This window comes from Sphingomonas sp. P3_C6, from assembly GCF_056402595.1.
The window spans coordinates 90,434-111,726 of the sequence record NZ_JBFUHB010000013.1 but is presented as its reverse complement, the minus strand read 5'-3'; the positions used below and the strand labels follow the sequence as shown (position 1 = coordinate 111,726).

Below are 21,293 nucleotides of genomic sequence, written 5' to 3'. Positions count from 1 at the left end.
TTTGGGTCGTCCGAGGGTTCGCCGTTCCGGAAGCCAAAGGCCGATGCATGCGCGGCACGATGGATGCCGGAACAAGTCCGGCATGACGTTTGGGTATCAGGCTGAGGGTTGCGCCAACAGCCAGGTCCGCAGGGCGCTGGCAAGGTTGGGCGGGTCGTCTGCCGTGATGCGCAGGGCGTCGATCTCGGCGATCAGGGCGTTGAGCGGCAGGGTTCGGGCTTCGGCGGCTGCCTCCAGCACTTCCCAGAACAGGGGTTCGAGGCTGATCGAGGTCGCGTGGCCGGCGATCGTCACGGACCGCTTCACCGGCCCTACGAATCCGCCCGGCGGCGCGGCGATCATTCAGTCGGTGTCGAACAGCGCGGCAAGCTGTTCGATGATGGTGCCGCCAAGCTGTTCGGCATCCATGATCGTCACCGCGCGGGAATAATAGCGGGTCACATCGTGGCCGATGCCGATCGCGGCCAGCTCAACCGGCGAGCGGGTCTCGATCCAGTTGATCACCTGGCGCAGATGCCGTTCGAGATAGCTCCCCGAATTCACGCTCAAGGTCGAATCATCGACCGGGGCGCCGTCCGAGATGACCATCAGGATCTTGCGTTCCTCGGGCCGGGCGATCAGCCGGCTATGCGCCCAGAGCAGCGCCTCGCCGTCGATATTCTCCTTGAGCAGCCCCTCGCGCATCATCAGCCCAAGCGAATTGCGGGCTCGGCGCCACGGCTCGTCGGCCTTTTTATAGACGATGTGGCGGATGTCGTTGAGTCGGCCGGGCTGGGGCGGACGCCCGGCGGCAAGCCAGGTCTCGCGCGCCTGCCCGCCCTTCCAGGCGCGGGTGGTGAAGCCGAGGATCTCGGTCTTCACGCCGCAGCGTTCGAGCGTGCGGGCAAGGATGTCCGCGCTGATTGCCGCGATCGAGATCGGCCGGCCGCGCATCGAACCCGAATTGTCGATCAGCAGGGTGACGACGGTGTCGCGGAAATCGGTCTCGCGCTCGATCTTGTAGCTGAGCGACTGAGTCGGGTTGACCACGACCCGGGCGAGACGCGCCGCATCCAGCAGGCCTTCCTCCTGATCGAAATCCCAGCTGCGGTTCTGCTGCGCCATCAGGCGCCGCTGGAGCCGGTTGGCGAGCTTGGTCACCGCGCCCTGGAGGTGGACGAGCTGCTGGTCGAGATAGGAGCGAAGCCGTGCCAGTTCGTCGGCGTCGCACAGGTCGGTCGCGGAGATCACTTCGTCGAAGCTGGTCGTCCACGCCTTATATTCGAACTGCGGCGCGAAATCGGAGAAAGGCCGGTTCGGGCGGACGGGCAACATGCCCTCCTCGCCCTCATCGCCGGCCTCGCCATCCATGTCCTGGAATTCGTCGTCGGCGGTCTCGGCGCCCTCGCCGTCCTGCGATTCGGCATCGCGGTCCGAGCCGCGTGCTTCGATCTCGCCCTGGCCCTGCTCGCCTTCGCCCTCGCCGTCCTCGCCTTCTTCGGAATTCTGCTCGTCGGTGCCCTCGTCCTCCGAGCCACCTTCATCGGCCTCGTCGGGGAGCATGTCGCCCTCGACCAAATCGAGATCCTCGAGCAGCCGGGTGACGAGGCTGGCAAAGGCGCGCTGATCGTCGATCGCCAGCGCCAGCGCGTCGAGATCCTTGCCTGCCTTCTGCTCGATCCAGTCGCGCACCAGAGCGAGACCCGGCGCGGTGACCGCGGGCGCCTCGGCGCCGGTCAGCCGCTCGCGGACCATCAGACCAAGCGCGGTCGACAGCGGCACCTCGTCGCGATTGCGGGCGCGGGTGATCGGATCGGCGCGGAGCTTCAGGTCGAGCGCCGTCGCCAGATTGGCGGCGATGCCGGCATAGCCGCGCGCGCCAAGGGCCTCGACCCGTGCACCTTCGATCGCATCGAACACCGAGCGGGCGACCGCCTCGGCTGGCGCCTGACGCGCATGGAGCGTCGCATTGTGATGCCGCAGGCGAAGCGCGAAGCCGTCAGCGAAACCGCGCGCCTGCGCCACCTGATCGGCCGGGAGCGTGCGCGCCGGCATCGGCACCTTGATGTGCTTGCCCGACTGGGTCGGGGCGTCGGCGGTGAAGGCGAGCTCGATCTCCGGCTCATGCGCGATCGCACGCGCGGTGCCGCCGAGCACTGCCTTGAAGCGATCGAGGGGCGTTTCCGTCGTCATGGTTTCTGCTCTGGCACCCCGTAACCCAAGATCGCCTCCCTGCCGAAGCCTGCTCCCCCCGGCGAAGGCCGGGGTCCAGTCGGGAGAATTCCGTTGATCGGACGGACTGCCCGTTACCAATCGTTCCCCAACTGAGCCCCGGCCTTCGCCGGAAAAGGAGACATAGTGGCCGTCCGGCTCAACCCTTACCGACCACGCTCTCCGGCAGGTCCTTGCCGAACACGCGCTGATAATATTCGGCCACCAGCGCCCGTTCCGCCTCGTCGCACTTGTTGAGGAAGGACAGGCGGAACGCGAAGCCGACATCACCGAAGATCAGCGCGTTCTGCGCCCAGGTGATGACGGTGCGCGGACTCATCACGGTCGAGATGTCGCCGTTGATGAAGCCGCGGCGCGTCAGGTCGGCCACGCGGACCATGTTGTCGACGACCTGCTTGCCCTCTGGCTTGTCATACTCGCCCGACTTGGCGAGCACGATCTGCGCCTCGACCGCCGCGGGCAGATAGTTGAGCGTGACGACGATGTTCCAGCGGTCCATCTGGCCCTGGTTGATCTGCTGCGTGCCGTGATACAGGCCGCTGGTGTCGCCCAGGCCGACCGTGTTGGCGGTGGCGAACAGGCGGAACCAGGGGTTCGGGCGGATCACGCGGTTCTGGTCGAGCAGGGTCAGCTTGCCCTCCGTCTCCAGCACGCGCTGAATGACGAACATCACGTCCGGACGGCCGGCATCATATTCGTCGAACACCAGAGCCGTCGGCGTCTGAAGCGCCCAGGGCAGCAGGCCTTCGCGGAATTCGGTGACCTGCTGGCCGTCCTTCAGCACGATCGCGTCGCGGCCGACCAGGTCGATTCGGCTGATATGCGCGTCGAGGTTGATGCGGATGCAGGGCCATTTGAGGCGCGCGGCGACCTGTTCGATATGAGTCGATTTGCCGGTGCCGTGATAGCCCTGGACCATCACGCGGCGGTTATGCGCAAAGCCGGCGCAGATCGCGAGGGTGGTGTCGCCGTCGAACACATAGGCGGGATCGAGATCGGGCACGCGTTCATCGGCTTCGCTGAAGGCCGGAACCTCCATGTCCGAGTCGATGCCGAACATCTCACGGACCTTCACCACCTTGTCGGGGGCGTCCATGATCGTCGTCTCGCGGCTATCGGGCTGGGTGTTGGGTATGTCCGTCATGATCTCGTACCGTTCGGGCTGATCTGCAGAAGCCCTGCTCCTCTTCAACGATCGAGAAGAACGGCACTTCGACAAGCTCAGTGCGAACGGAAACAGAGTTCGTCAAGCCGAACCCGTTTTGGGCGGCAACGGAAACAGCGTCGCGAACTGCTCCGCAAGGGTGCGATCGCCCGATAATTTGAACGATCCGGCCGATTCCGCATCCCCGATCGGGCGGCCACCATAGACCACCGAGGCGAGCGTCACCGGGTCGGTATCGAACATCACGTCAGCCTCGCGCGGATCGGCGCGGCGAATCGCGATGCCCGCTGCATCGACCGTCGCGACGAATTCATCCTCGCCGAAACGGAAACCGATCATGCGGTCGATATCGCCAGAACGGGTACGATCGATCATCGTGCGGAAGGACAGCATGATCGACGCGGCGCTGAGCGGCAGTGTCGTATCGTGGCGGTGCGACTGGACCGCCCAGCGGCCGAGCTCCTGGATCGCGCGCTCGCTGGCATAGCCCCAGGGCGTGAGGCCATAGACCTGCACCGACGCCGGCGGCGGCAGCTTCTGGCGGGTGAGGATGCCCACCTCCTCCATGCCCTCCAGCCGCTGGGTCAGCACGTTCGCGCTGATCCCGCCAAGCGCCTTTTTCAGCTCGCCGAAACGGCGCGGGCCAAACATCAGCTCGCGCACGATCAGCAGCGACCAACGTTCCCCGACCAGCTCCATCGCGAGCGCGGTCCCGCAGGCGTCATCATACCAGCGCTTGTCCGTCTTTTTTACCGAAACAGTTATTTTTTCTAACTCCATGGTTGCTTTTGATAACCTTCGTCGTCATCATCGTCAAACAGCGATGCGCCAGAAACGCGAAGGAAAGGATTTGCCATGCCCAAGATGATCTTCGTGAATCTGCCCGTTGCCGATGTCGAACGCTCGGCCGCCTTTTACGAAGCGATCGGGGGGACCAGGGATGAGCGCTTCTGCCAGGCCGGCAGCACCGCGATGCTGACCTTCTCCGACTCGATCAGCCTGATGGTCCTGAGTCATGCCCGCTTCGCCGATTTCACGTCAAAGACGATCGCCGATGCGCGTACCACCTGCGAAGTGCTGATCTGCCTGTCGGAGGATAGCCGCGATGCAGTGGATGCGACGCTTGCACGGGCAGTTGCCGCCGGGGCGCGGCCCGACCCGACTCCCGCGCAGGACCATGGCTTCATGTACGGCCGTAGCTTCGAGGATCCGGACGGCCATATCATCGAGCTGGCCTGGATGGACGTCGAGGCGGCGATGGCCGCGATGTCTGGCGGTGGCGAGCCCGTCGAGGCCTGACGCATCCCAACGCACCGCGCCGTGGAGCGCGGCAACGACCGAGGAGATGATCGATGAGCTATATCCAGGGTTTCGTGCTGGCCGTGCCGACAGCGAAGAAGCAGGCCTATATCGACCATGCGACCGGCGCCGTGCCGCTGTTCCGCGATTTCGGCATGACCCGCATGGTCGAGAATTGGGGTGACGAGGTGCCCGATGGCAAGGTCACCGATTTCAGGCGCGCGGTGAAGGCCGAGGACGGAGAGACCGTGGTCTTCAGCTGGGTCGAATGGCCCTCCAGGGAAGCCCATGACACCGGCATGCAGAAGATGATCGAAGATCCGCGCATGGCCGAGATGACCGAGATCCCTTTCGACGGCAAGCGCATGATCTATGGTGGTTTCGAGCCGCTGCTCGACCATGGGGACGGCGGACCGATCGGCTATGTCGACGGCTATCTCGTGCCGGTCGAGGCGGGCAGGAAAGATGCCTATCGCAGCATGGCGGAAAAAGCCTCCACCGTGTTCCGCGATCACGGCGCGACCCGCGTGGTCGAAGCCTGGGGCGACAATGTGCCCGACGGCAAGATCACCGATTTCAAGGGCGCGGTGCAGGCGACGGGTGACGAGAAAATCGTCTTCTCCTGGGTCGAATGGCCCGACAAGGCGACCCGCGACGCCGGCATGGCCAAGGTGATGGAGGACGAACGCATGAAGCCGTCCGCCGACCAGGAGATGCCGTTCGACGGCAAGCGCATGGTCTATGGCGGCTTCGCCCCCGTCCTCGACGCCTGAAGCCTGCCCCGCCCCATTTCTTTAGGAGAGTGACGATGACCAATCCCGAAGGCACGCCGATCTGGTACGAGCTGATGACTACCGACCCGGAGGCATCCAAAGCCTTTTACGACGACGTGATCGGCTGGACGGTGCAGGACAAGCCCGACGGCGAGATGGATTACCGCATGATCGACAGCGGTAATAATGGCGAGCTGGTCGGTGGCGTGATGCGCCTGACCGAGCAGATGACCGCCAGCGGCGCGAAACCGACCTGGCTCTTCTATATCGGCGTTAACGACGTCGATGCCTCGGTCGAGAAGATCAAGGCGGCCGGCGGCAACGTGATGATGCCCGCATGGGACATTCCCGATGTCGGCCGGGTCGCGATGGTAACCGACCCGCAGGGCATCCCCTTCTATGTTATGCGCGGCGCAAGCGACCAGAACAGCACCGCCTGGGACCGGATGGGCATGGGCAAGTGCAACTGGAACGAGCTTTCCACGCCGGACCAGGCCGGCGCCAATGCCTTCTACGCAACAGTGTTCGGCTGGACCTATCCCGACAAGATGCCGATGGGCGAGATGGGCGATTATGTTTTCGTCGAGGCCGGCGGCGAGACGATCGGCGCGACCATGCAGACGCCGCCCCAGGGCCAGCCATCCGCGTGGCAATTCTATTTCCGCGCGCCGGATATCGAGGAGGCTGCCGCGAAGGTCTCGAAGAATGGCGGGACGGTGCATGCCGGCCCGATGGAAGTACCCGGCGGAGACCGGATCATCGTCGCCAGCGACCCGCACGGCGTGATGTTCGGGGTGGTCGGCCCCGGCAATCAGGGAGCATGACGATGACGAAGATTGCGACAAAGATTTCCCCCTGCCTCTGGTATGACGGCACCGCCGAAGAGGCTGCCAATTTCTACGCCGCGACCTTTCCCGATTCCCGGGTCGAGGCAGTGCATCGCTCCCCGGCCGATTTCCCGGACGGCCGGGCGGGCGATGTGCTGACCGTCGAGTTCACGGTGCTCGGCATGCGCTTCCTCGGCCTCAACGGCGGGCCGATGTTCAAGTTCGACGAGGCGGTTTCCTTCCAGGTCTACACCGAGGACCAGGAAGAGACCGACCGCTATTGGAACGCGATCATCAACACTGGCGGCGCGGAGAGTGCCTGTGGCTGGTGCCGCGACAAATGGGGCCTGTCCTGGCAGATCACCCCGCGCGCGCTGATGGCGGCGATGACCAATCCGGACCCCGCCGCGGCGAAACGCGCCATGGAAGCGATGATGACCATGAAGAAGATCGATATCGCCGCGATCGAACGGGCAGTCGCCGGGGAGACGGTGGCATGAGCGCCGAAGCTCCGCACGAACTGTCGGTCACGCGGCTGATCGACGCGCCCGTCGCTTTGGTGTGGCAGATCGCCACCGAGCGGCTGGAGGAATGGTGGTGCCCCAAGCCCTGGACGACCGAGATCTTCGAGCAGGACTGGCGCCCGGGCGGCCGGTCCGCGGTGATCATGCGCGGGCCGGGCGGCGAGGAACATGCCATGGAGGGCGTGTTCCTGGAGGTGGTGCCGGGCAAGCGCTTCGTCTTCACCGACGCGTTCACGGTGGGCTGGATTCCGCAGGCTACATTCATGGTCGGCTGGTTCGAGTTCACCGAGGAAGGCGGCAAGACCCGCTACACCGCCGGCGCGCGCCACTGGACCGACGAGGCCCTGAAGCAGCACGAGGCGATGGGCTTCACCGACGGCTGGGGCAAGGTTGCCGAGCAGCTCGCCGTGCTGGCGGAGTCGGAGAAGGCGGCGGCCTGAGGGCCTCGGCGGTTTCTTCCATGGCCGTTACGCGAACGCCGGCGCGCCTTTCAGCTGGGTATAGGCCGCGATGACCTCCTGCAGCGCCTTTTCATGGCTCCGGTCGCCACCGTTGCGGTCGGGGTGATAGCGTCGGACCAGTTCGGCATAGCGCTGGCGCAGGCCACGGCGGTCTACATCGGTGGGCAGGCCGAGCACCTTCAACGAGCGGCGGTCGCTGTCCGACAGGGGGCGGCCGTCCTTGCGCGCTTCGGCCATCTTGCGCTGGAAGCGGGCACCGATCGCGTCGAGCGGATCGGTGAAATCGGCCCAGGTCGGCGGGCGGTCGGCACCGGCGGTGGCGAAGGCACGGGTCTCGCGTTCCCAGCCGGAAAAGGGCCGCTGCGCGTCGTGGATTTCGTCGGGGCTCATGCCCTGGAAGAAATTATACCGCGCGTTGAATTCTCGGACATGGTCGAGGCAGAACCAGCGATACGGCCGCGGCCCTTCGAAACCATTGGCCGGCCCTTCTTCCGGCGGCGCGCGGAATTCGCCCGGCACCTCGCAGCCCGGATGGGCGCACATCCGCCCCGTCCCTTCCACGCGGCCGTGGAAACGAGCGTTCGGCCGATCCTTCTTTTCACTATCCCGCGCCACGCGGCTCCCCGAATTCGACAAAGCGGCCTATATAGGTGCCATGACAAATCTCGCCACCGGCTCCGTCGCTTCCGAAATCACGTCCCGCCTCACCGCCGCGCTCGACCCGACGCAGCTTGAGGTGATCAATGACAGCCACCAGCATGCCGGCCATATGGGCGATGACGGCACGGGCGAGTCCCATTTCACGGTGGTGGTCGAGAGCCCGGCCTTTGCCGGCCTGAATCGAGTCCAGCGCCAGCGGCTGGTGAACCAGGCGCTTGCCGATCTGTTGTCCTCGCGCATCCATGCGCTTGCCATCCGGGCGCGCGCGCCGGGAGAATAAGCATGACGTACAGGCTCTGGTACTGGCCCTCGATCCAGGGGCGTGGCGAATTCGTGCGGCTGCCGCTCGAGGCAGCGGGCATCGCCTATCAGGATCGCGCGCGGGAGACCGACGAGGACGCGCTGATGGCCGATATGGAGCGGCACGGCGCGGGCGGCCCGTTCGCGCCGCCCTATCTGGAACTGGAAGACCGGACGATCGCCCAGGTCGCCAATATCCTGCTCTATCTCGGCGAGGCGCACGACCTGGTGCCGGCCGGGCAGCGGCTCTGGGTCAACCAGCTCCAGCTCACCATCGCCGACCTCGTCGCCGAAGTGCATAACGTGCATCACCCGGTGAGCGTGTCGGATTATTATCACGACCAGAAAGCCGAAGCTGCGCGCGCGGCCAAGACGATGCGCGAGGAGCGCATGCCGAAATTCCTCGCGCATTTCGAGGAAGCGGCCAAGGCGAATCGGGGCGACTGGGTAACGGGCGACACCTGGAGCTATGCCGACACCTCGCTGTTCCAGATCGTGGAAGGGCTTCGCTACATGTTCCCGAAGCGCATGGCCGCGATCGAGGGCGATTATCCGGTGCTGATCGCGCTGCACGACCGCGTCGCGGACCTGCCCGGCGTGGCCGCCTATCTGAAGAGCGAGCGGCGGATCCCGTTCAACACCGACGGCATCTTCCGCCATTATCCCGAGCTCGACGCGGCATGAGCCTGGCCGAGCGCCCGGCGGCGCGAATCCTGCTGATGGATCCGGCCGGGCGGGTGCTGCTGTTCCGTTTCGTCGCGGCCGATCGCCCGCCTTTCTGGGCAACGCCGGGCGGTGCGGTCGATCCGGGCGAAAGCTACGAAGAGGCGGCGCGGCGCGAGCTGATCGAGGAGACCGGCATTCATGCCGATCCGGGGCCCGAAATCTTCCAGCGTCTCGTCGAGTTCGTCACGCTGGAGGGCGTGCCGGTCACCGCCGACGAACGCTATTTCCTGATCCATACCGACACGGCCGAGATCGACACGACGCGGCACACCGAGCTCGAGCAGCGGGTGATGCAGCACTGGCAATGGTTTGACCGCGAGGCGATCGCCGCGCACCATGAACTCATCTATCCGGAGGACCTCGCCGAGATCCTCGATAACCTGAACCCCGGGGACTGAACGGAGCCGCTTCATGATCGACGATTTCGTGCTGCAAACCATCATGCCGACGACGCACGACCTGGGCGGGTTCAAGGTGCATCGCACCCTCCCCTCCAGGCCGCGCACCATGGTGGGGCCCTTCCTGTTCTTCGACCAGATGGGGCCGGCCCATCTGGAAGTCGGGACGGGCATCGACGTGCGGCCGCATCCGCACATCAACCTGGCGACGGTGACCTATCTGTTCGGCGGGGCGATCGACCATCGCGACTCGATCGGCACCTTCGCGACGATCGAGCCAGGCGCGGTGAACCTGATGACCGCGGGCCATGGCATCGTCCATTCCGAGCGCTCTCCCGCCAGCGAGCGTGCGCAGGGGCCGGACCTGTCGGGCATCCAGACCTGGCTCGCTTTGCCCGAGGTGCAGGAGGAGATGGACCCGGCATTCGAGCATGTCGCCAAGGCCGACCTCCCGGTGATCGAGACGCCCAATGCCCGCGCCCGCATCATCATGGGCAGCCTGTGGGGGGCGACGGCGCCGACCACCACCTATGCCGGGACGATCTATGCCGACATCGTGCTCGATCCGGGCGGCGAGGTGCCGGTCGATGCCGATGCCGACGAGCGCGCCGTCTATCTCGCCATGGGCGAGGCGAGCCTGGACGGGGTGCCGCTCGAGCCGATGGTGCTGTATGTGCTGAAGCCAGGCGTCGCCACCTCTCTCAGGTCGCGGGACGGCGGGCGGGTGATGCTATGCGGCGGCGATGCCTTTTCGACGCCGCGGCATGTGTGGTGGAACTTCGTCTCGTCGTCGCGAGACCGGATCAATCAGGCGAAAGAGGATTGGCAGGCCGGGCGGTTTCCCAAGGTACCGGGCGACGAGAAGGAATGGATTCCGATTCCCGAGGTGCCGAAGACCGTGAGCTATCCGTGACTCATTCCCCTCCCGCTTGCGGGAGGGTTTAGGGGTGGGCTCGTGCTCTCAACGATAAGTACCGCTTGCTGAGGTCGGGAGCCCACCCCCGGCCCCTCCCGCAAGCGGGAGGGGAGAAGAAGATGGCGTTTGACCTTCAACGAGCCGACCTATCCACGGGCGTCACCCTGGACGTCGTCGTGGCCGGCGACCCGGCCAACCCGGCGATCATCCTGCTGCACGGCTTCCCGGAATCGCACCGCACCTGGCGCCACCAGATTCCCGAACTGGCCAGAACCCATTTCGTGCTCGCCCCCGACCAGCGCGGTTTTGCGCGGTCGTCCAAGCCCGCGAACGTCAGCGATTATACGCCCGACAAGATGGTCGGCGACCTGATCGCGCTGGCGGACCATTTCGGCGTGGGGACGTTCACCCTGGTCGGGCATGACTGGGGCGGCGCGATCGCGTGGATGGCGGCGCTGACCCGGCCCGACCGGGTGGCGAAGCTGATCATCGTCAATGCGCCGCACCCGTTCGTTTTCCAGAAGTCGATGTTCGACGACCCTGCGCAGCGCGAGGCGAGCCAGTATATCCGCGCCTTCCGCAACCCGGACTTCGAGAAACATATCGCCTCGATCGGCCTGCCGGCCTTTTTCGACGGCAGCTTCATGCGCCACACCGATTTCGAAAAGGTCGCTGACGAGAAAGCGGCCTATCTCGACGAATGGGGCCAGCCGGGCGCGATGACGGCGATGCTCAACTGGTACCGTGCGAGCGCGATCATCGTACCGGAGATCGGCGAGGAAGCCGAGCCCCCTGCCTTTCTGAGCGCCCCCTTTCCGCCGATCAGGCAGCCGACTCTGGTGATCTGGGGGATCGACGACAAGGCGTTGCTGCCAAGCCAGCTCGAAGGGCTCGATACGCTGGTGCCGGACATGACGCTGGTGAAGGTGGATGCCGGGCATTTCGTGCCGTGGGAGGCGCCGGAGGCGGTGACGACCGCGATACGGGACTGGCTGGTCTGACGGGCTGTCTGGTCGCAACGGAATCACAGCCAACCACCCCGCCATAGTGGATCACCCCAGTGCAGGCGCACTAGCCTGGATGAACTACCAGCGGCCGATCGACGACAAAACCATCGCCAGCGCAGCCACATGCATCGACTGGACAATGGTCCCCGCCTTGGCCATCGCGACCACCTCTTCCACGGCGCGCGGCGCGACACGGATGCGTTCGGTCGGATTATCCTCCGGCGTCACCGCCCGGGTGGCCGAGCGGGCGAGGAGGAAATGGCATTTATTGGCCATGTTGGACGGATTGGGCGCGAGCGCGGTCAGATACTGCCAGTCCGACGAGACATAGCCGGTTTCCTCGGCCAGTTCGCGGGCGGCGGCTGCGACCAGATCCGCATCGCCGGGCTCGACGCCGCCGGTCGGCAGTTCGAGCGACATGATGCCCCAGCCATGGCGATATTGCTCGACGAGGATGATGCGGTCCTGCTCGTCGATCGCGACGACGATGACCCAGTCGGGATATTCGAGCACATAATAGGGCGCGATCTCCACGCCCTCGGCCGTGATGCAGTCATCGGCGCGGACGCTGATCCAGCGGTCGCGGAGAACGTGCCGCGACGCGGTGACGCTCCAGGGCTGCAACGTCTCGTGGTCGGGCGAGGTCATGCCGGTCCCATAGTCGGGAGCATGCCGAAGACAAACCGGCCGCGCAGCCTCAGACGGAGATTTTTGCCGCCTCTGGCAGGTCGATGCCGGTACGATCGCGTTCCGGCAGCCCGGCGTCGATCCACGCGGCATGGGCATGCGACGTCGCGACCGTCTGCCACGCACCGTCGCCGGGCCAGCTCCGCACGCGAATGACCTGATGCGCGAGCGCGCGATCGGGCTCCATCATCACCCAGCCGAGCGGACGATCGGCCGTGGCACGGCCACCGGCGGCCTTCATCGCGGTCCTGATCCGTTCGGCGACCGGGTCGGGCAAATATTGCCAGACGACGGAGTGCATCAGCACGCGCGTCACGCCTTCCGCTTGGGGTTCGCCGAGCCGCGCCTCGACCCAGTCGGCGGCATCGGCGTGGTCGAGCCTGACCGGGCGGTCGCGCAGCATCGCGATGGCGGTCTTCAGCCGCGCCGCACGATCCGGCTTCTCGGCCCAGACATAGGCGGCGAGCCGTGCCTCGGCCGCCGGATCGGTCGCGTCGATCGGCTGGACATCGCAGCCGCGGGTACCGAGGATCTCGATCGGCACGGCAGGTGGCGGCGGGCCTTTCCACTCTGGCACGATCGTTACCGGCGACTCGGCGGGGCCGACCATCACGCCGCCGAGATCGAACCGGTAGCGGTCGATCATCAGGTTGAGGCCAGCGCTGGAGCCGATCTCGATGATCTCGATCTTCGGCCCGTGCCGCCGGGCGATGTCGAGCAGGCCGACCATCAGCGCGGCCGAGCGGCCAGGCTCATTGGTCTGGGGCGGACCGTCGAGCCAGGGGAGCAGATCGGCATCATGATCGATCAGCACACGGGCCAGTTCCGCCTCGATCGCGTCGGGATCGGTGACGCGACCGTCGAAGATCGCCGCCAGCCCGGCATCCTTACCCGCAAGCACCAGCGCATGAAGCCCGCCGACCAGTCGCAGCGGCAGGGCATCGCGGGTCGGCTCGCCCGGCCAGTCGAGCACGCGCGTGCCGACCCTGCTGTCGCGGTTGAGTCCCCTGGCCAGCGCGGCGCAGATGCGACCATAAGCGGGCGCGGCCATGGCCTTGCAATAATGTTCCTGGATCAGGAATGCGCCGCGGTTGTTCTGTTCGCTGGACATGCGTCTTGACCTCCTGCTCGCCGCGTCTGTTGCGCCCGCGAACACCCCCAAGTAAAGCCCCGCTCACTCATGGCCGATCCGATCATCATCGCCGTCCCCAAAGGGCGCATCCTCACCGAGGCCGTTCCGCTGCTCGAACGCGCCGGAATCACCCCCGAAGCCGCCTTTGGCGACGAGGACAGCCGCGCCTTGCGCTTCTCCACCAGCAACCCCGGAATCGACCTGATCCGGGTACGCGCCTTCGACGTCGCGACCTTCGTGGCACACGGAGCGGCGCAGCTTGGGATCGTGGGGTCCGACGTGCTGGCCGAGTTCGATTATTCGGAGCTCTATGCGCCGGTTGACCTCGGCATCGGCCATTGCCGGCTGTCGGTTGCCGAGCCCCGCGACATGGCAGAAGGCGACGATCCGCGCGGCTGGAGCCATGTGCGCATCGCCACCAAATATCCCTATGTCACCCGTCGGCATTTCGAGGCGCGCGGGGTTCAGGCCGAGTGCGTGAAGCTGAACGGCGCGATGGAACTTGCCCCGACGCTCGGGCTGGCACCGCGGATCGTTGATCTCGTGTCGTCGGGCAAGACGCTGAAGGAGAACGGGCTGGTCGAGGTGGAGGTGATCGCCGAGGTCACGTCGCGACTGATCGTCAACCGGGCGGCGTTCAAGACTCGGGCCGAGGTGGTGCCGCTGGTGGATGCGTTCCGGCGGGCGGTGGAGATGCGCGATGCTGCGTAACGCTTCTTTCTCCCCTCCTGCTTGCGAGTGGCGCGACCGATCAGGGGCAACCATGCCCCCGGCATGGTTGAGGGATGGCCGGGGGCCATCCCGACCCTTATCGGTCGCACCACTGGGCTGGGGGTGGGCTCGCCCTCACCTCAACCGTTCCGCTTATTGTGGCCGGGCGCCCACCCCCAGCCCCTCCCGTAAACGGGAGGGGAGCGAGAAGTGATTCGCCTCGCCACTTCCGACCCCGCCTTCGACCGCGATTTCACCGCCCTCGTCAACGCGCGCCGCGAGGCGGACGCCGATGTCGCCCGCGACGTTCGCGCGATCATCGCCAGCGTGCGCGATGAGGGCGATGCCGCGCTCCACGCCTTTACGCTGAAGTTCGACCGGCACGACCTGAATGAGACCGGCTGGCAGATCGACAAGGCCGACTGGCTCGTCGCGCTGAACGGCCTGGATCCCCAGCTGCGCGCCGCGATCGAGCTCGCGGCCGAGCGGATCGCCGCCTATCACCTCAAGCAGAAGCCGGCGGACAGCGACACGACCGATGCGGCCGGCGTCAGGCTCGGCGCGCGGTGGAATGCGATTCAGGCGGCGGGCATCTATATCCCCGGCGGCCGGGCAGCCTATCCGTCGTCGGTGCTGATGAACGCGATCCCTGCCAAGGTCGCGGGTGTCGAGCGGCTGGTGATGGTGACGCCGACGCCCGATGGCGAGATCAACCCTCTGGTACTGGCGGCGGCGCATATCGCCGGCGTGGACGAAATCTGGCGTGTCGGTGGCGCGCAAGCGATCGCGGCGCTTGCCTATGGCACCGAGCGGATCGCGCCGGTCGACGTGATCACCGGGCCAGGCAATGCCTGGGTCGCCGAGGCCAAGCGTCAGCTGTACGGCGTGGTCGGCATCGACATGGTCGCAGGGCCGAGCGAGATCGTCGTCGTCGCCGACGGAAAGAACGATCCGGACTGGATCGCCGCCGATCTGCTCAGCCAAGCAGAGCATGATCCGACCAGCCAGTCGATCCTGTTCACCGACGATGCCGCATTCGGCGATGCCGTCGCCGAGGCGGTGGAGGTGCAGATCGGCCAGCTTTCCACCGCGAAGGTGACCCGCGAGAGCTGGGATTCGAACGGCGCGATCATCGTCACCGCCGACTTGGTCGAGGCGATCCCGCTGGTCGACCGGCTCGCACCCGAACATCTCGAGCTTGCCTGCGACGATCCCCAGGCGTTGTTCGACCTGGTCCGCCATGCCGGATCCGTGTTCATGGGCCGTCACACGCCCGAGGCGATCGGCGATTATGTCGCCGGGCCAAACCATGTCCTCCCGACCGGCCGGCGCGCGCGCTTCGCCTCCGGCCTGTCGGTGCTCGACTTCATGAAGCGCACCAGCTTCCTCCAGCTCGATCATGCAGCGCTTGGCGCCATCGGCCCTGCGGCCGTGGCGCTGGCCGAGGCTGAAGGGCTTCCTGCCCATGCCAAATCAGTGGCGCTCCGCCTCGCGGGCGACCAGACGGAATCGAACCTATGAGCCGAACTTCTGCCCGTTCCACGGCCCGCGCCGCCGCCCGGCTTGCCGCGACCCAGGCATTGTACCAGCACGAGATGGAGGGCACCGCGATCGCGGCACTGCTCCATGAATTCCACCAGCACCGGCTTGGCGCCACGATCGAGGACGCCGAATATGCCGAGGCCGAGGTCGATTTCTTCGACGACATCGTAAAGGGCGCGGTCGCGCGGCAGAGCGAGATCGACGAGGCGATCAAGGGCAAGCTGGCCAAGGGCTGGGCACTGGAGCGGCTGGACAAGTCGATGCGCGCGATCCTGCGCGCAGGCACCTATGAGCTGATGGCGCGGATGGACGTGCCGGTGGCGACCGTGATCACCGAATATGTCGATGTGGCGCATGCGTTCTTCGACAAGCGCGAGGCCGGGTTCGTGAACGGCCTGCTCGATGCGATCGCGAAGGATGTTCGCTCTTAATCCTCCCCTGCAAGGAGTGTCGGGTTGGAATGCCCCCGGCATTCCAAGATCGTGCCGGGGGCACGATCGACCCGACACTGGGGACCGCGCGCTTCTTCAGCGCGCGGTGGAGGGGCTTGGAGCGCGGCGACGTGGCCTCGCTCCAAGCCCCTCCACCGCCTTCGGCGGTCCCCCTCCCCGTTCCGGGGAGGAATGATGAACGAAGCCGAATTCCTTGCGGCCCTGCGCACTTTGCCGCTGCACCCGTCGGCGCGAGGGCTGCGCGACGATACCGCCCTGCTCGACGCGGGCGGGCCACTCGTCCTCACCAGCGACACCATCGTCGAGGGCGTGCACTTCCTCTCCACCGATCCGGCCGAGGATGTCGCCTGGAAACTCGGTGCGGTGAACCTGTCCGATCTGGCCGCCAAAGGCGCGCTGCCGCTGGGCGTGATGCTCAACTACACCCTGGCCGGGGATTCGGCCTGGGATGCCGGTTTCATCGAGGGCCTCAGGCAGTTCGACTGCGCGCTGATCGGCGGCGACACCGTATCGCTGCCCTCGGGCGCGCCGCGCGTGCTGACGCTGACCGCCTTCGGCATCGATGCGGCCGCCCCGCCGCGTAGCGGCGCCCGGGCCGGCGATGCGCTCTATGTCACCGGGACGATCGGCGACGCCGGCGCGGGGCTCGCCATCGCGCAGGGTGCCGAAGGCCCGGCCGATCTGCTTGCCGCCTATCGGCGCCCGATGCCACGGATCGCGGACGGACGTGCCCTCGCCCCCCACGTCCATGCGATGATGGATGTGTCCGACGGGCTGCTGATCGACGCGGCCCGAATGGCGGAGGCAAGCGGGCTCGCACTTGAAATCGATCTGGCGGCCGTGCCGCTGTCCGCCACCTATCGGGGGTTCGCCGGCGACGGCCGCGAGGCGCGCATCGCCGCGGCCACCGCGGGCGACGACTATCAGTTGCTGTTCGCCGCGCCCGCCGGCTTCGCCCTGCCGGTCCCCGCCACCCGGATCGGCGGCTTTCACCCCGGCACTGGCCTCATCTTACGCGACCGCACCGAATTGGTGACATTACCCGCACGACTCGGCTTCGAACACGCCGGTTGAGCGGCTTGCGCCCTGCAAGGTGCCTCTATACGCTTCGCCCAATTGCCGAGGACACGGACCGAAAATGGTCCGGCGCGGCGAACACCAGGGGAAGGATACGTATGACGATTGTCTATGCGGCCATGATCTGCGGCCTCATCGCCGTACTTTATGGCATTATTACCAGTCGACAGATTCTTGCGGCGAGTGCCGGCAACGAGAAGATGCAGGACATCGCCTCCGCCATTGCGGAAGGCGCCAAGGCTTATCTCGGCCGGCAATACCGCACCATCGCAATCGTCGGCGTCGTCGTCGCCGTTCTGGTCGGCTATTTCCTCGGCATCACCTCGGCTGTCGCCTTCGCGATCGGCGCGATCCTGTCGGGTGTGACCGGCTTTATCGGCATGAACGTGTCGGTGAAGGCCAATGTCCGCACGGCGGAAGCGGCGCGCACCTCGCTGCAGGGCGGCCTGACCATGGCGTTCCGCTCCGGCGCGGTCACCGGCATGCTGGTCGCGGGCCTTGGCCTGCTCTCCATCACCGGACTGTTCTGGTACCTGATCGCGCAGGCCCATATGGACCTGGCCGTGCAGGCCGATCGCCGCATCGTCGTCGACTCGCTCGTCGCGCTTGCCTTTGGTGCTTCGCTGATCTCGATCTTCGCGCGTCTCGGCGGCGGCATCTTCACCAAGGCCGCTGACGTCGGCGCCGACCTGGTGGGCAAGGTCGAGGCCGGCATTCCGGAAGACGACCCCCGCAACCCCGCAACCATCGCCGATAACGTCGGTGACAATGTCGGCGACTGCGCCGGCATGGCGGCCGACCTGTTCGAGACCTATGTCGTCACCATCGGCGTGACCATGGCCTCGATCGCGCTGCTCCTCCCGAACGCCGACCATCTGTTCCAGCTGATGACCCTGCCGCTGCTCGTCGGCGGCGTCTGCGTCATCACCTCGATCATCGGCACGTACATGGTCCGTCTCGGCGCCAGCGAATCCATCATGGGCGCGCTGTACAAGGGTTTCTGGACTACGGTGATCCTCTCGATCCCGGCGATCTATTTTGCCACCCAGTACGTCCTGGGCGACATGAGCACCGTGATCGGTGGATCGAGCGCGCTCGGCGACGTCGGCGGCGCACTCACGCCCGAGGCGGCGGCGGGCGTCTCGGCCCTGTCCTTCACCGGCATGGCGTTGTTCTGGTGCATGATGATCGGCCTCGCGCTCACCGGCGCTCTGGTATGGATCACCGAATATTATACCGGCACCAATTACCGCCCGGTCCGCTCGATCGCCAAGGCGTCCGAGACCGGCCACGGCACCAATGTCATCCAGGGCCTCGCAGTCAGCCTCGAAAGCCCTGCCCTGCCGACTCTGGTCATCTCCGTCGCGGTGATCGCCTGCTATCAGCTGGCGGGCATCATCGGCATCGCGTTCGGTGCGACTGCGATGCTGGCGCTGGCCGGCATGGTCGTTGCGCTCGACGCCTATGGGCCGGTGACCGACAATGCCGGCGGGATCGCCGAAATGGCCGGCCTGCCCGAGGACGTCCGCCACCGCACCGACGCGCTCGACGCCGTGGGCAACACCACCAAGGCAGTGACCAAGGGCTATGCGATCGGCTCCGCTGCGCTCGCCGCGCTGGTACTGTTCGGGGCCTACACGACCGATCTGAGTATCTATTTCCMGGATCTGACGGTGAACTTCTCGCTCTCCAATCCGTACGTCATCGTCGGCCTGCTGCTCGGCGCGCTGCTGCCGTTCAGCTTCGGCGCGTTCGGCATGACCGCAGTGGGCCGTGCGGCGGGATCAGTCGTCGAGGACGTCCGCGCCCAGTTCCGCGACAATCCGGGCATCATGGCGGGCACAAGCCGCCCCGATTATGCCCGCACCGTCGACCTCGTCACCAAGGCAGCGATCAAGGAGATGATCATCCCGTCGCTGCTGCCGGTGCTGGCACCGATCGTGGTGTATTTCATCATCACCGCGGTGGCCGGCCAGGCGAGCGGCTTCGCGGCACTCGGCGCGCTGCTGCTCGGCGTGATCGTGTCCGGCCTGTTCGTCGCCATCTCGATGACCTCGGGCGGCGGCGCCTGGGACAATGCCAAGAAGTATATCGAGGACGGCAATCACGGCGGTAAGGGCAGCGAAGCCCATAAGGCAGCGGTGACCGGCGACACCGTCGGCGATCCCTATAAGGACACGGCCGGTCCGGCGGTGAACCCGATGATCAAGATCACCAACATCGTCGCCCTCCTACTGCTTGCAGCACTGGCACACGCGGCGGGCTGATCAAGCGGGGCAGTGCCCCCATCTTTCAGGCCCCGTCCGGTGTCGTCCGGGCGGGGCCTTTCTTATTTGCGCAGCCTGCTCCCGCAAAACCTCCGTTATGGCGCGAAAAGCCCGGCCGCGTTCGCTTTCTTAGGCGTCAGAGTTCGCTTAAACAGGTGATCGAGGGATATTGGGGGGCATTGTCCATGCGGTTTATCGCGTTCGCCGTCGGCGGGCTGTTTCTGTTCGGATCGGCGACGGCCTCGGCACGGGAGGCGGCCGCCAAGACCGAGAGCGCCACGCCGGTGCCGGTACAGGCGGACGTTCCGGGATCTGCCGAACAATTCGGACGCCTGCCTTTTATCGAGAGCCCCAAATTGTCGCCCGACGGCACCAGGATCGCCGCGCGCCTCGCAGTGAAGGGCGCCCAGCGGCTGGCGATCATCCCGCTCAACGACGCGTCGAAGCTGGCGCAGATCGACCCTGGCGTAATGGATCTGAACAGCTGGAACTGGGTCAACAACGACTGGCTGGTGGCACGGGTCGGGACCAATGTGCCGGTCGAGGGCGACAGCTGGTATATCCGCCGCGCGATCGGGGTCAGTGCCGACGGCAAGAAGACGATGATCCTGGGCAAGGAGGCGGCCGGCCAGATCGCCGACGATATATTGTGGACGGCCAGCGACGGTTCGCCACACATCCTGCTCGCCATGCAGACCTCGATCTATTCGGACAATCCGGGCTTCTGGCCAGAAGTGCGCGATTTCGACGTGTCGACCGGCCGGGGCAAACGAGTCCTGAGTCCGACCAGCAACGTCATGGACTGGTATGCCGATGGCGCGGGCACCGTCAGGCTCGGCATGTCCTATGACGATGCGACGCGCACCTCCAAGCTGCTCTACCGCGATGCGCAGACCCAGGCTTTCCGGACCGTCAACAAGGTCCGGGGGCCGGGCACCTCGCTCGGCAACGTGCCGGCGATGTTCCTGCCGGAAGCGGGCAAGGCGATCGCGTATGACGATGCGGACGGGTTCAACGCCGTCTATAATCTCGACCTGACGACGCTGAAGACCGGCGAGAAGCTGTTCGGCGTTCCCGGATATGATATCGACAATCTGATCACCGGCGATGGCGGCACGCGCGTGATCGGCGTGCGCTATACCGACACGCGGGAACGCACCCACTGGTTCGACCCGAAGCTGGCCGAGGTACAGGCGCTGATCGACAAGGCGGTCGGCACGCGCCGCGCGCAGATCGTGTCATGGAGCCGCGATTTCAACACGCTGATCGTGCTGGTCGACAGCCCCGACAATCCGGGCGGCTATTACACCTTCCAGGTCGACGAGGGTGTGATGCATCTGTTCGCCTCGATCAGCGAAGGGCTGGGCAAAAAGCCTTACGGCCCGGTAAGCACGATCCGCTACAAGGCCCGCGACGGCCTGGAGATCGAGGCGATCCTGACGCAGCCCAAGGGCGGTGGCAAGAACATGCCGCTGATCGTAATGCCGCATGGCGGGCCGTTCGCCCGCGACGAGGAAAGCTGGGACTGGTGGGCGCAGTTCCTGGCCAGCCGGGGTTATGTCGTGCTCCAGCCCAATTACCGGGGCTCGTCCGGCTATGGCACCGCCTTCTCGGACAAGGGCGACGGCCAATGGGGCCTGGCGATGCAGGACGACCTGATCGACGGCATCACCTGGGCAGCGAAGCAGGGCATCGCCGATCCGAAACGGGTCTGCATCGTCGGCGGATCCTATGGCGGCTATGCGGCGCTCCGCGCGGCGCAGCGCGACCATGGCATCTATCGCTGCGCCGTCTCCTATGCCGGTGTGTCGGACATGGCGGCGATCCTGCGCCACGACGCCAGCTTCCTGAACGGCAGTCGCAGCAAGGATTATTGGCGCAGCCAGTCGCCCGACCTGAAGGGTGCGTCGCCGGTGAATTTCGCCGCCGACTTCTCGATTCCGGTGCTGATCATGCACGGCAAGGCCGACGCCCGGGTACCGGTCAAGCAATCGCGCGAGATGGTCGAGAAGCTCAAGGCGGCGGGCAAGACCTATCGTTATATCGAGCAGCCCGAGGGCGACCATCACTTCTCGCGCGAGGCCGACCGCATCCAGTTCCTGAAGGAGATGGAAGCATTTCTGAAGCAATATAACCCGGCCTGATCGGGGCCGCGGCG

The 21,293-nt window shown here is 66.0% G+C and carries 23 protein-coding genes; 16 read left to right on the top strand and 7 right to left on the bottom strand.

The features are described 5' to 3' along the window. Nucleotides 1-96: 96 nt before the first annotated feature. The 4 genes from AC1DT7_RS14165 to AC1DT7_RS14150 form a co-directional block, all read right to left on the bottom strand. Nucleotides 97-342: a ribbon-helix-helix domain-containing protein gene (locus tag AC1DT7_RS14165; RefSeq protein ID WP_478036681.1), complete on the bottom strand. Its 246-nt coding sequence runs from the start codon at nucleotides 340-342 to the stop codon at nucleotides 97-99. Next, nucleotides 343-2,172, bottom strand: a complete 1,830-nt coding sequence (gene cobT, locus AC1DT7_RS14160) for a cobaltochelatase subunit CobT (protein ID WP_478036680.1) — start codon at nucleotides 2,170-2,172, stop codon at nucleotides 343-345. Nucleotides 2,173-2,350: 178 nt separating this feature from the next. Beyond that, nucleotides 2,351-3,355: a cobaltochelatase subunit CobS gene (cobS, locus tag AC1DT7_RS14155; RefSeq protein ID WP_478036679.1), complete on the bottom strand. Its 1,005-nt coding sequence runs from the start codon at nucleotides 3,353-3,355 to the stop codon at nucleotides 2,351-2,353. A 102-nt stretch (nucleotides 3,356-3,457) separates the two neighbouring features. Beyond that, nucleotides 3,458-4,156, bottom strand: coding sequence for a winged helix-turn-helix transcriptional regulator (locus AC1DT7_RS14150; protein ID WP_478036678.1), 699 nt, complete (start codon nucleotides 4,154-4,156; stop codon nucleotides 3,458-3,460). 75 nt (nucleotides 4,157-4,231) lie between these two features. Here AC1DT7_RS14150 and AC1DT7_RS14145 point away from each other — a divergent pair, with 75 nt between their 5' ends. The 5 genes from AC1DT7_RS14145 to AC1DT7_RS14125 are packed head-to-tail and all read left to right on the top strand — an operon-like array spanning nucleotide 4,232 to nucleotide 7,239. Further along, entirely contained in the window at nucleotides 4,232-4,675 is a 444-nt protein-coding gene (locus tag AC1DT7_RS14145) for a VOC family protein (protein WP_478036677.1), read from the top strand. 53 nt (nucleotides 4,676-4,728) lie between these two features. Then, nucleotides 4,729-5,448: a DUF1428 domain-containing protein gene (locus AC1DT7_RS14140; protein ID WP_478036676.1), complete on the top strand. Its 720-nt coding sequence runs from the start codon at nucleotides 4,729-4,731 to the stop codon at nucleotides 5,446-5,448. A 35-nt stretch (nucleotides 5,449-5,483) separates the two neighbouring features. Further along, nucleotides 5,484-6,272, top strand: a complete 789-nt coding sequence (locus AC1DT7_RS14135) for a VOC family protein (protein ID WP_478036675.1) — start codon at nucleotides 5,484-5,486, stop codon at nucleotides 6,270-6,272. A 2-nt stretch (nucleotides 6,273-6,274) separates the two neighbouring features. Further along, nucleotides 6,275-6,775, top strand: coding sequence for a VOC family protein (locus AC1DT7_RS14130; RefSeq protein WP_478036674.1), 501 nt, complete (start codon nucleotides 6,275-6,277; stop codon nucleotides 6,773-6,775). Next, a complete protein-coding gene (locus AC1DT7_RS14125; protein ID WP_478036673.1) occupies nucleotides 6,772-7,239 on the top strand; it encodes an SRPBCC family protein in 468 nt (155 codons plus the stop codon). The genes AC1DT7_RS14130 and AC1DT7_RS14125 overlap by 4 nt, the downstream gene beginning before the upstream one ends. A gap of 27 nt (nucleotides 7,240-7,266) precedes the next feature. On the opposite strand, the gene AC1DT7_RS14120 is transcribed toward AC1DT7_RS14125, so the two are convergent. Beyond that, nucleotides 7,267-7,875 carry a J domain-containing protein gene (locus AC1DT7_RS14120; protein WP_478036672.1) on the bottom strand — a complete coding sequence of 203 codons (609 nt, stop codon included), beginning with the start codon at nucleotides 7,873-7,875 and terminating at the stop codon, nucleotides 7,267-7,269. Between the two features lie 40 nt (nucleotides 7,876-7,915). Between AC1DT7_RS14120 and AC1DT7_RS14115 the strand changes: the two genes are divergently transcribed. The 5 genes from AC1DT7_RS14115 (at nucleotide 7,916) to AC1DT7_RS14095 (ending at nucleotide 11,261) form a co-directional block, all read left to right on the top strand. Next, nucleotides 7,916-8,200 (top strand): BolA family protein, encoded by a 285-nt coding sequence (locus AC1DT7_RS14115; RefSeq protein WP_478036671.1) that lies wholly within the window; start codon nucleotides 7,916-7,918, stop codon nucleotides 8,198-8,200. A 2-nt stretch (nucleotides 8,201-8,202) separates the two neighbouring features. After that, nucleotides 8,203-8,904 (top strand): glutathione S-transferase, encoded by a 702-nt coding sequence (locus AC1DT7_RS14110; protein WP_478036670.1) that lies wholly within the window; start codon nucleotides 8,203-8,205, stop codon nucleotides 8,902-8,904. Beyond that, on the top strand, nucleotides 8,901-9,344 hold the full coding sequence (locus tag AC1DT7_RS14105; RefSeq protein ID WP_478036669.1) for an NUDIX hydrolase: 444 nt from the start codon (nucleotides 8,901-8,903) through the stop codon (nucleotides 9,342-9,344). The genes AC1DT7_RS14110 and AC1DT7_RS14105 overlap by 4 nt, the downstream gene beginning before the upstream one ends. 13 nt (nucleotides 9,345-9,357) lie before the next feature. Then, complete coding sequence (locus AC1DT7_RS14100) at nucleotides 9,358-10,257, top strand: pirin family protein (protein WP_478036668.1); 900 nt, start codon at nucleotides 9,358-9,360, stop codon at nucleotides 10,255-10,257. Between the two features lie 122 nt (nucleotides 10,258-10,379). Further along, nucleotides 10,380-11,261 carry an alpha/beta fold hydrolase gene (locus AC1DT7_RS14095; RefSeq protein ID WP_478036667.1) on the top strand — a complete coding sequence of 294 codons (882 nt, stop codon included), beginning with the start codon at nucleotides 10,380-10,382 and terminating at the stop codon, nucleotides 11,259-11,261. Between the two features lie 84 nt (nucleotides 11,262-11,345). On the opposite strand, the gene AC1DT7_RS14090 is transcribed toward AC1DT7_RS14095, so the two are convergent. Both AC1DT7_RS14090 and AC1DT7_RS14085 read right to left on the bottom strand, forming a co-directional pair. Further along, nucleotides 11,346-11,915 (bottom strand): NUDIX hydrolase, encoded by a 570-nt coding sequence (locus AC1DT7_RS14090; protein WP_478036666.1) that lies wholly within the window; start codon nucleotides 11,913-11,915, stop codon nucleotides 11,346-11,348. Nucleotides 11,916-11,964: 49 nt separating this feature from the next. Next, nucleotides 11,965-13,065 carry a DUF2332 domain-containing protein gene (locus AC1DT7_RS14085; protein ID WP_478036665.1) on the bottom strand — a complete coding sequence of 367 codons (1,101 nt, stop codon included), beginning with the start codon at nucleotides 13,063-13,065 and terminating at the stop codon, nucleotides 11,965-11,967. A gap of 69 nt (nucleotides 13,066-13,134) precedes the next feature. Between AC1DT7_RS14085 and hisG the strand changes: the two genes are divergently transcribed. From hisG to AC1DT7_RS14055, 6 genes are all read left to right on the top strand, one after another. Beyond that, nucleotides 13,135-13,797, top strand: coding sequence for an ATP phosphoribosyltransferase (gene hisG / locus AC1DT7_RS14080; protein WP_478036664.1), 663 nt, complete (start codon nucleotides 13,135-13,137; stop codon nucleotides 13,795-13,797). A gap of 210 nt (nucleotides 13,798-14,007) precedes the next feature. Further along, nucleotides 14,008-15,318 (top strand): histidinol dehydrogenase, encoded by a 1,311-nt coding sequence (gene hisD / locus AC1DT7_RS14075; protein ID WP_478036663.1) that lies wholly within the window; start codon nucleotides 14,008-14,010, stop codon nucleotides 15,316-15,318. Then, nucleotides 15,315-15,770: a transcription antitermination factor NusB gene (gene nusB / locus AC1DT7_RS14070; protein ID WP_478036662.1), complete on the top strand. Its 456-nt coding sequence runs from the start codon at nucleotides 15,315-15,317 to the stop codon at nucleotides 15,768-15,770. The genes hisD and nusB overlap by 4 nt, the downstream gene beginning before the upstream one ends. A 195-nt stretch (nucleotides 15,771-15,965) precedes the next feature. Next, nucleotides 15,966-16,865: a thiamine-phosphate kinase gene (gene thiL, locus AC1DT7_RS14065; RefSeq protein WP_478036661.1), complete on the top strand. Its 900-nt coding sequence runs from the start codon at nucleotides 15,966-15,968 to the stop codon at nucleotides 16,863-16,865. A 101-nt stretch (nucleotides 16,866-16,966) separates the two neighbouring features. Beyond that, nucleotides 16,967-19,135 (top strand): sodium-translocating pyrophosphatase, encoded by a 2,169-nt coding sequence (locus AC1DT7_RS14060; protein ID WP_478036660.1) that lies wholly within the window; start codon nucleotides 16,967-16,969, stop codon nucleotides 19,133-19,135. A gap of 185 nt (nucleotides 19,136-19,320) precedes the next feature. Continuing rightward, nucleotides 19,321-21,279: an alpha/beta hydrolase family protein gene (locus AC1DT7_RS14055; RefSeq protein WP_478036659.1), complete on the top strand. Its 1,959-nt coding sequence runs from the start codon at nucleotides 19,321-19,323 to the stop codon at nucleotides 21,277-21,279. The last annotated feature ends 14 nt before the right edge of the window (nucleotides 21,280-21,293 follow it).

Bases quoted from the DNA above. Each gene is read 5' to 3' on its own strand.
- AC1DT7_RS14165 (WP_478036681.1), bottom strand. From the start codon at position 342: ATGATCGCCGCGCCGCCGGGCGGATTCGTAGGGCCGGTGAAGCGGTCC.
- cobT (WP_478036680.1), bottom strand. From the start codon at position 2,172: ATGACGACGGAAACGCCCCTCGATCGCTTCAAGGCAGTGCTCGGCGGC.
- cobS (WP_478036679.1), bottom strand. From the start codon at position 3,355: ATGACGGACATACCCAACACCCAGCCCGATAGCCGCGAGACGACGATC.
- AC1DT7_RS14150 (WP_478036678.1), bottom strand. From the start codon at position 4,156: ATGGAGTTAGAAAAAATAACTGTTTCGGTAAAAAAGACGGACAAGCGC.
- AC1DT7_RS14145 (WP_478036677.1), top strand. From the start codon at position 4,232: ATGCCCAAGATGATCTTCGTGAATCTGCCCGTTGCCGATGTCGAACGC.
- AC1DT7_RS14140 (WP_478036676.1), top strand. From the start codon at position 4,729: ATGAGCTATATCCAGGGTTTCGTGCTGGCCGTGCCGACAGCGAAGAAG.
- AC1DT7_RS14135 (WP_478036675.1), top strand. From the start codon at position 5,484: ATGACCAATCCCGAAGGCACGCCGATCTGGTACGAGCTGATGACTACC.
- AC1DT7_RS14130 (WP_478036674.1), top strand. From the start codon at position 6,275: ATGACGAAGATTGCGACAAAGATTTCCCCCTGCCTCTGGTATGACGGC.
- AC1DT7_RS14125 (WP_478036673.1), top strand. From the start codon at position 6,772: ATGAGCGCCGAAGCTCCGCACGAACTGTCGGTCACGCGGCTGATCGAC.
- AC1DT7_RS14115 (WP_478036671.1), top strand. From the start codon at position 7,916: ATGACAAATCTCGCCACCGGCTCCGTCGCTTCCGAAATCACGTCCCGC.
- AC1DT7_RS14110 (WP_478036670.1), top strand. From the start codon at position 8,203: ATGACGTACAGGCTCTGGTACTGGCCCTCGATCCAGGGGCGTGGCGAA.
- AC1DT7_RS14105 (WP_478036669.1), top strand. From the start codon at position 8,901: ATGAGCCTGGCCGAGCGCCCGGCGGCGCGAATCCTGCTGATGGATCCG.
- AC1DT7_RS14100 (WP_478036668.1), top strand. From the start codon at position 9,358: ATGATCGACGATTTCGTGCTGCAAACCATCATGCCGACGACGCACGAC.
- AC1DT7_RS14095 (WP_478036667.1), top strand. From the start codon at position 10,380: ATGGCGTTTGACCTTCAACGAGCCGACCTATCCACGGGCGTCACCCTG.
- AC1DT7_RS14090 (WP_478036666.1), bottom strand. From the start codon at position 11,915: ATGACCTCGCCCGACCACGAGACGTTGCAGCCCTGGAGCGTCACCGCG.
- AC1DT7_RS14085 (WP_478036665.1), bottom strand. From the start codon at position 13,065: ATGTCCAGCGAACAGAACAACCGCGGCGCATTCCTGATCCAGGAACAT.
- hisG (WP_478036664.1), top strand. From the start codon at position 13,135: ATGGCCGATCCGATCATCATCGCCGTCCCCAAAGGGCGCATCCTCACC.
- nusB (WP_478036662.1), top strand. From the start codon at position 15,315: ATGAGCCGAACTTCTGCCCGTTCCACGGCCCGCGCCGCCGCCCGGCTT.
- thiL (WP_478036661.1), top strand. From the start codon at position 15,966: ATGAACGAAGCCGAATTCCTTGCGGCCCTGCGCACTTTGCCGCTGCAC.
- AC1DT7_RS14055 (WP_478036659.1), top strand. From the start codon at position 19,321: ATGCGGTTTATCGCGTTCGCCGTCGGCGGGCTGTTTCTGTTCGGATCG.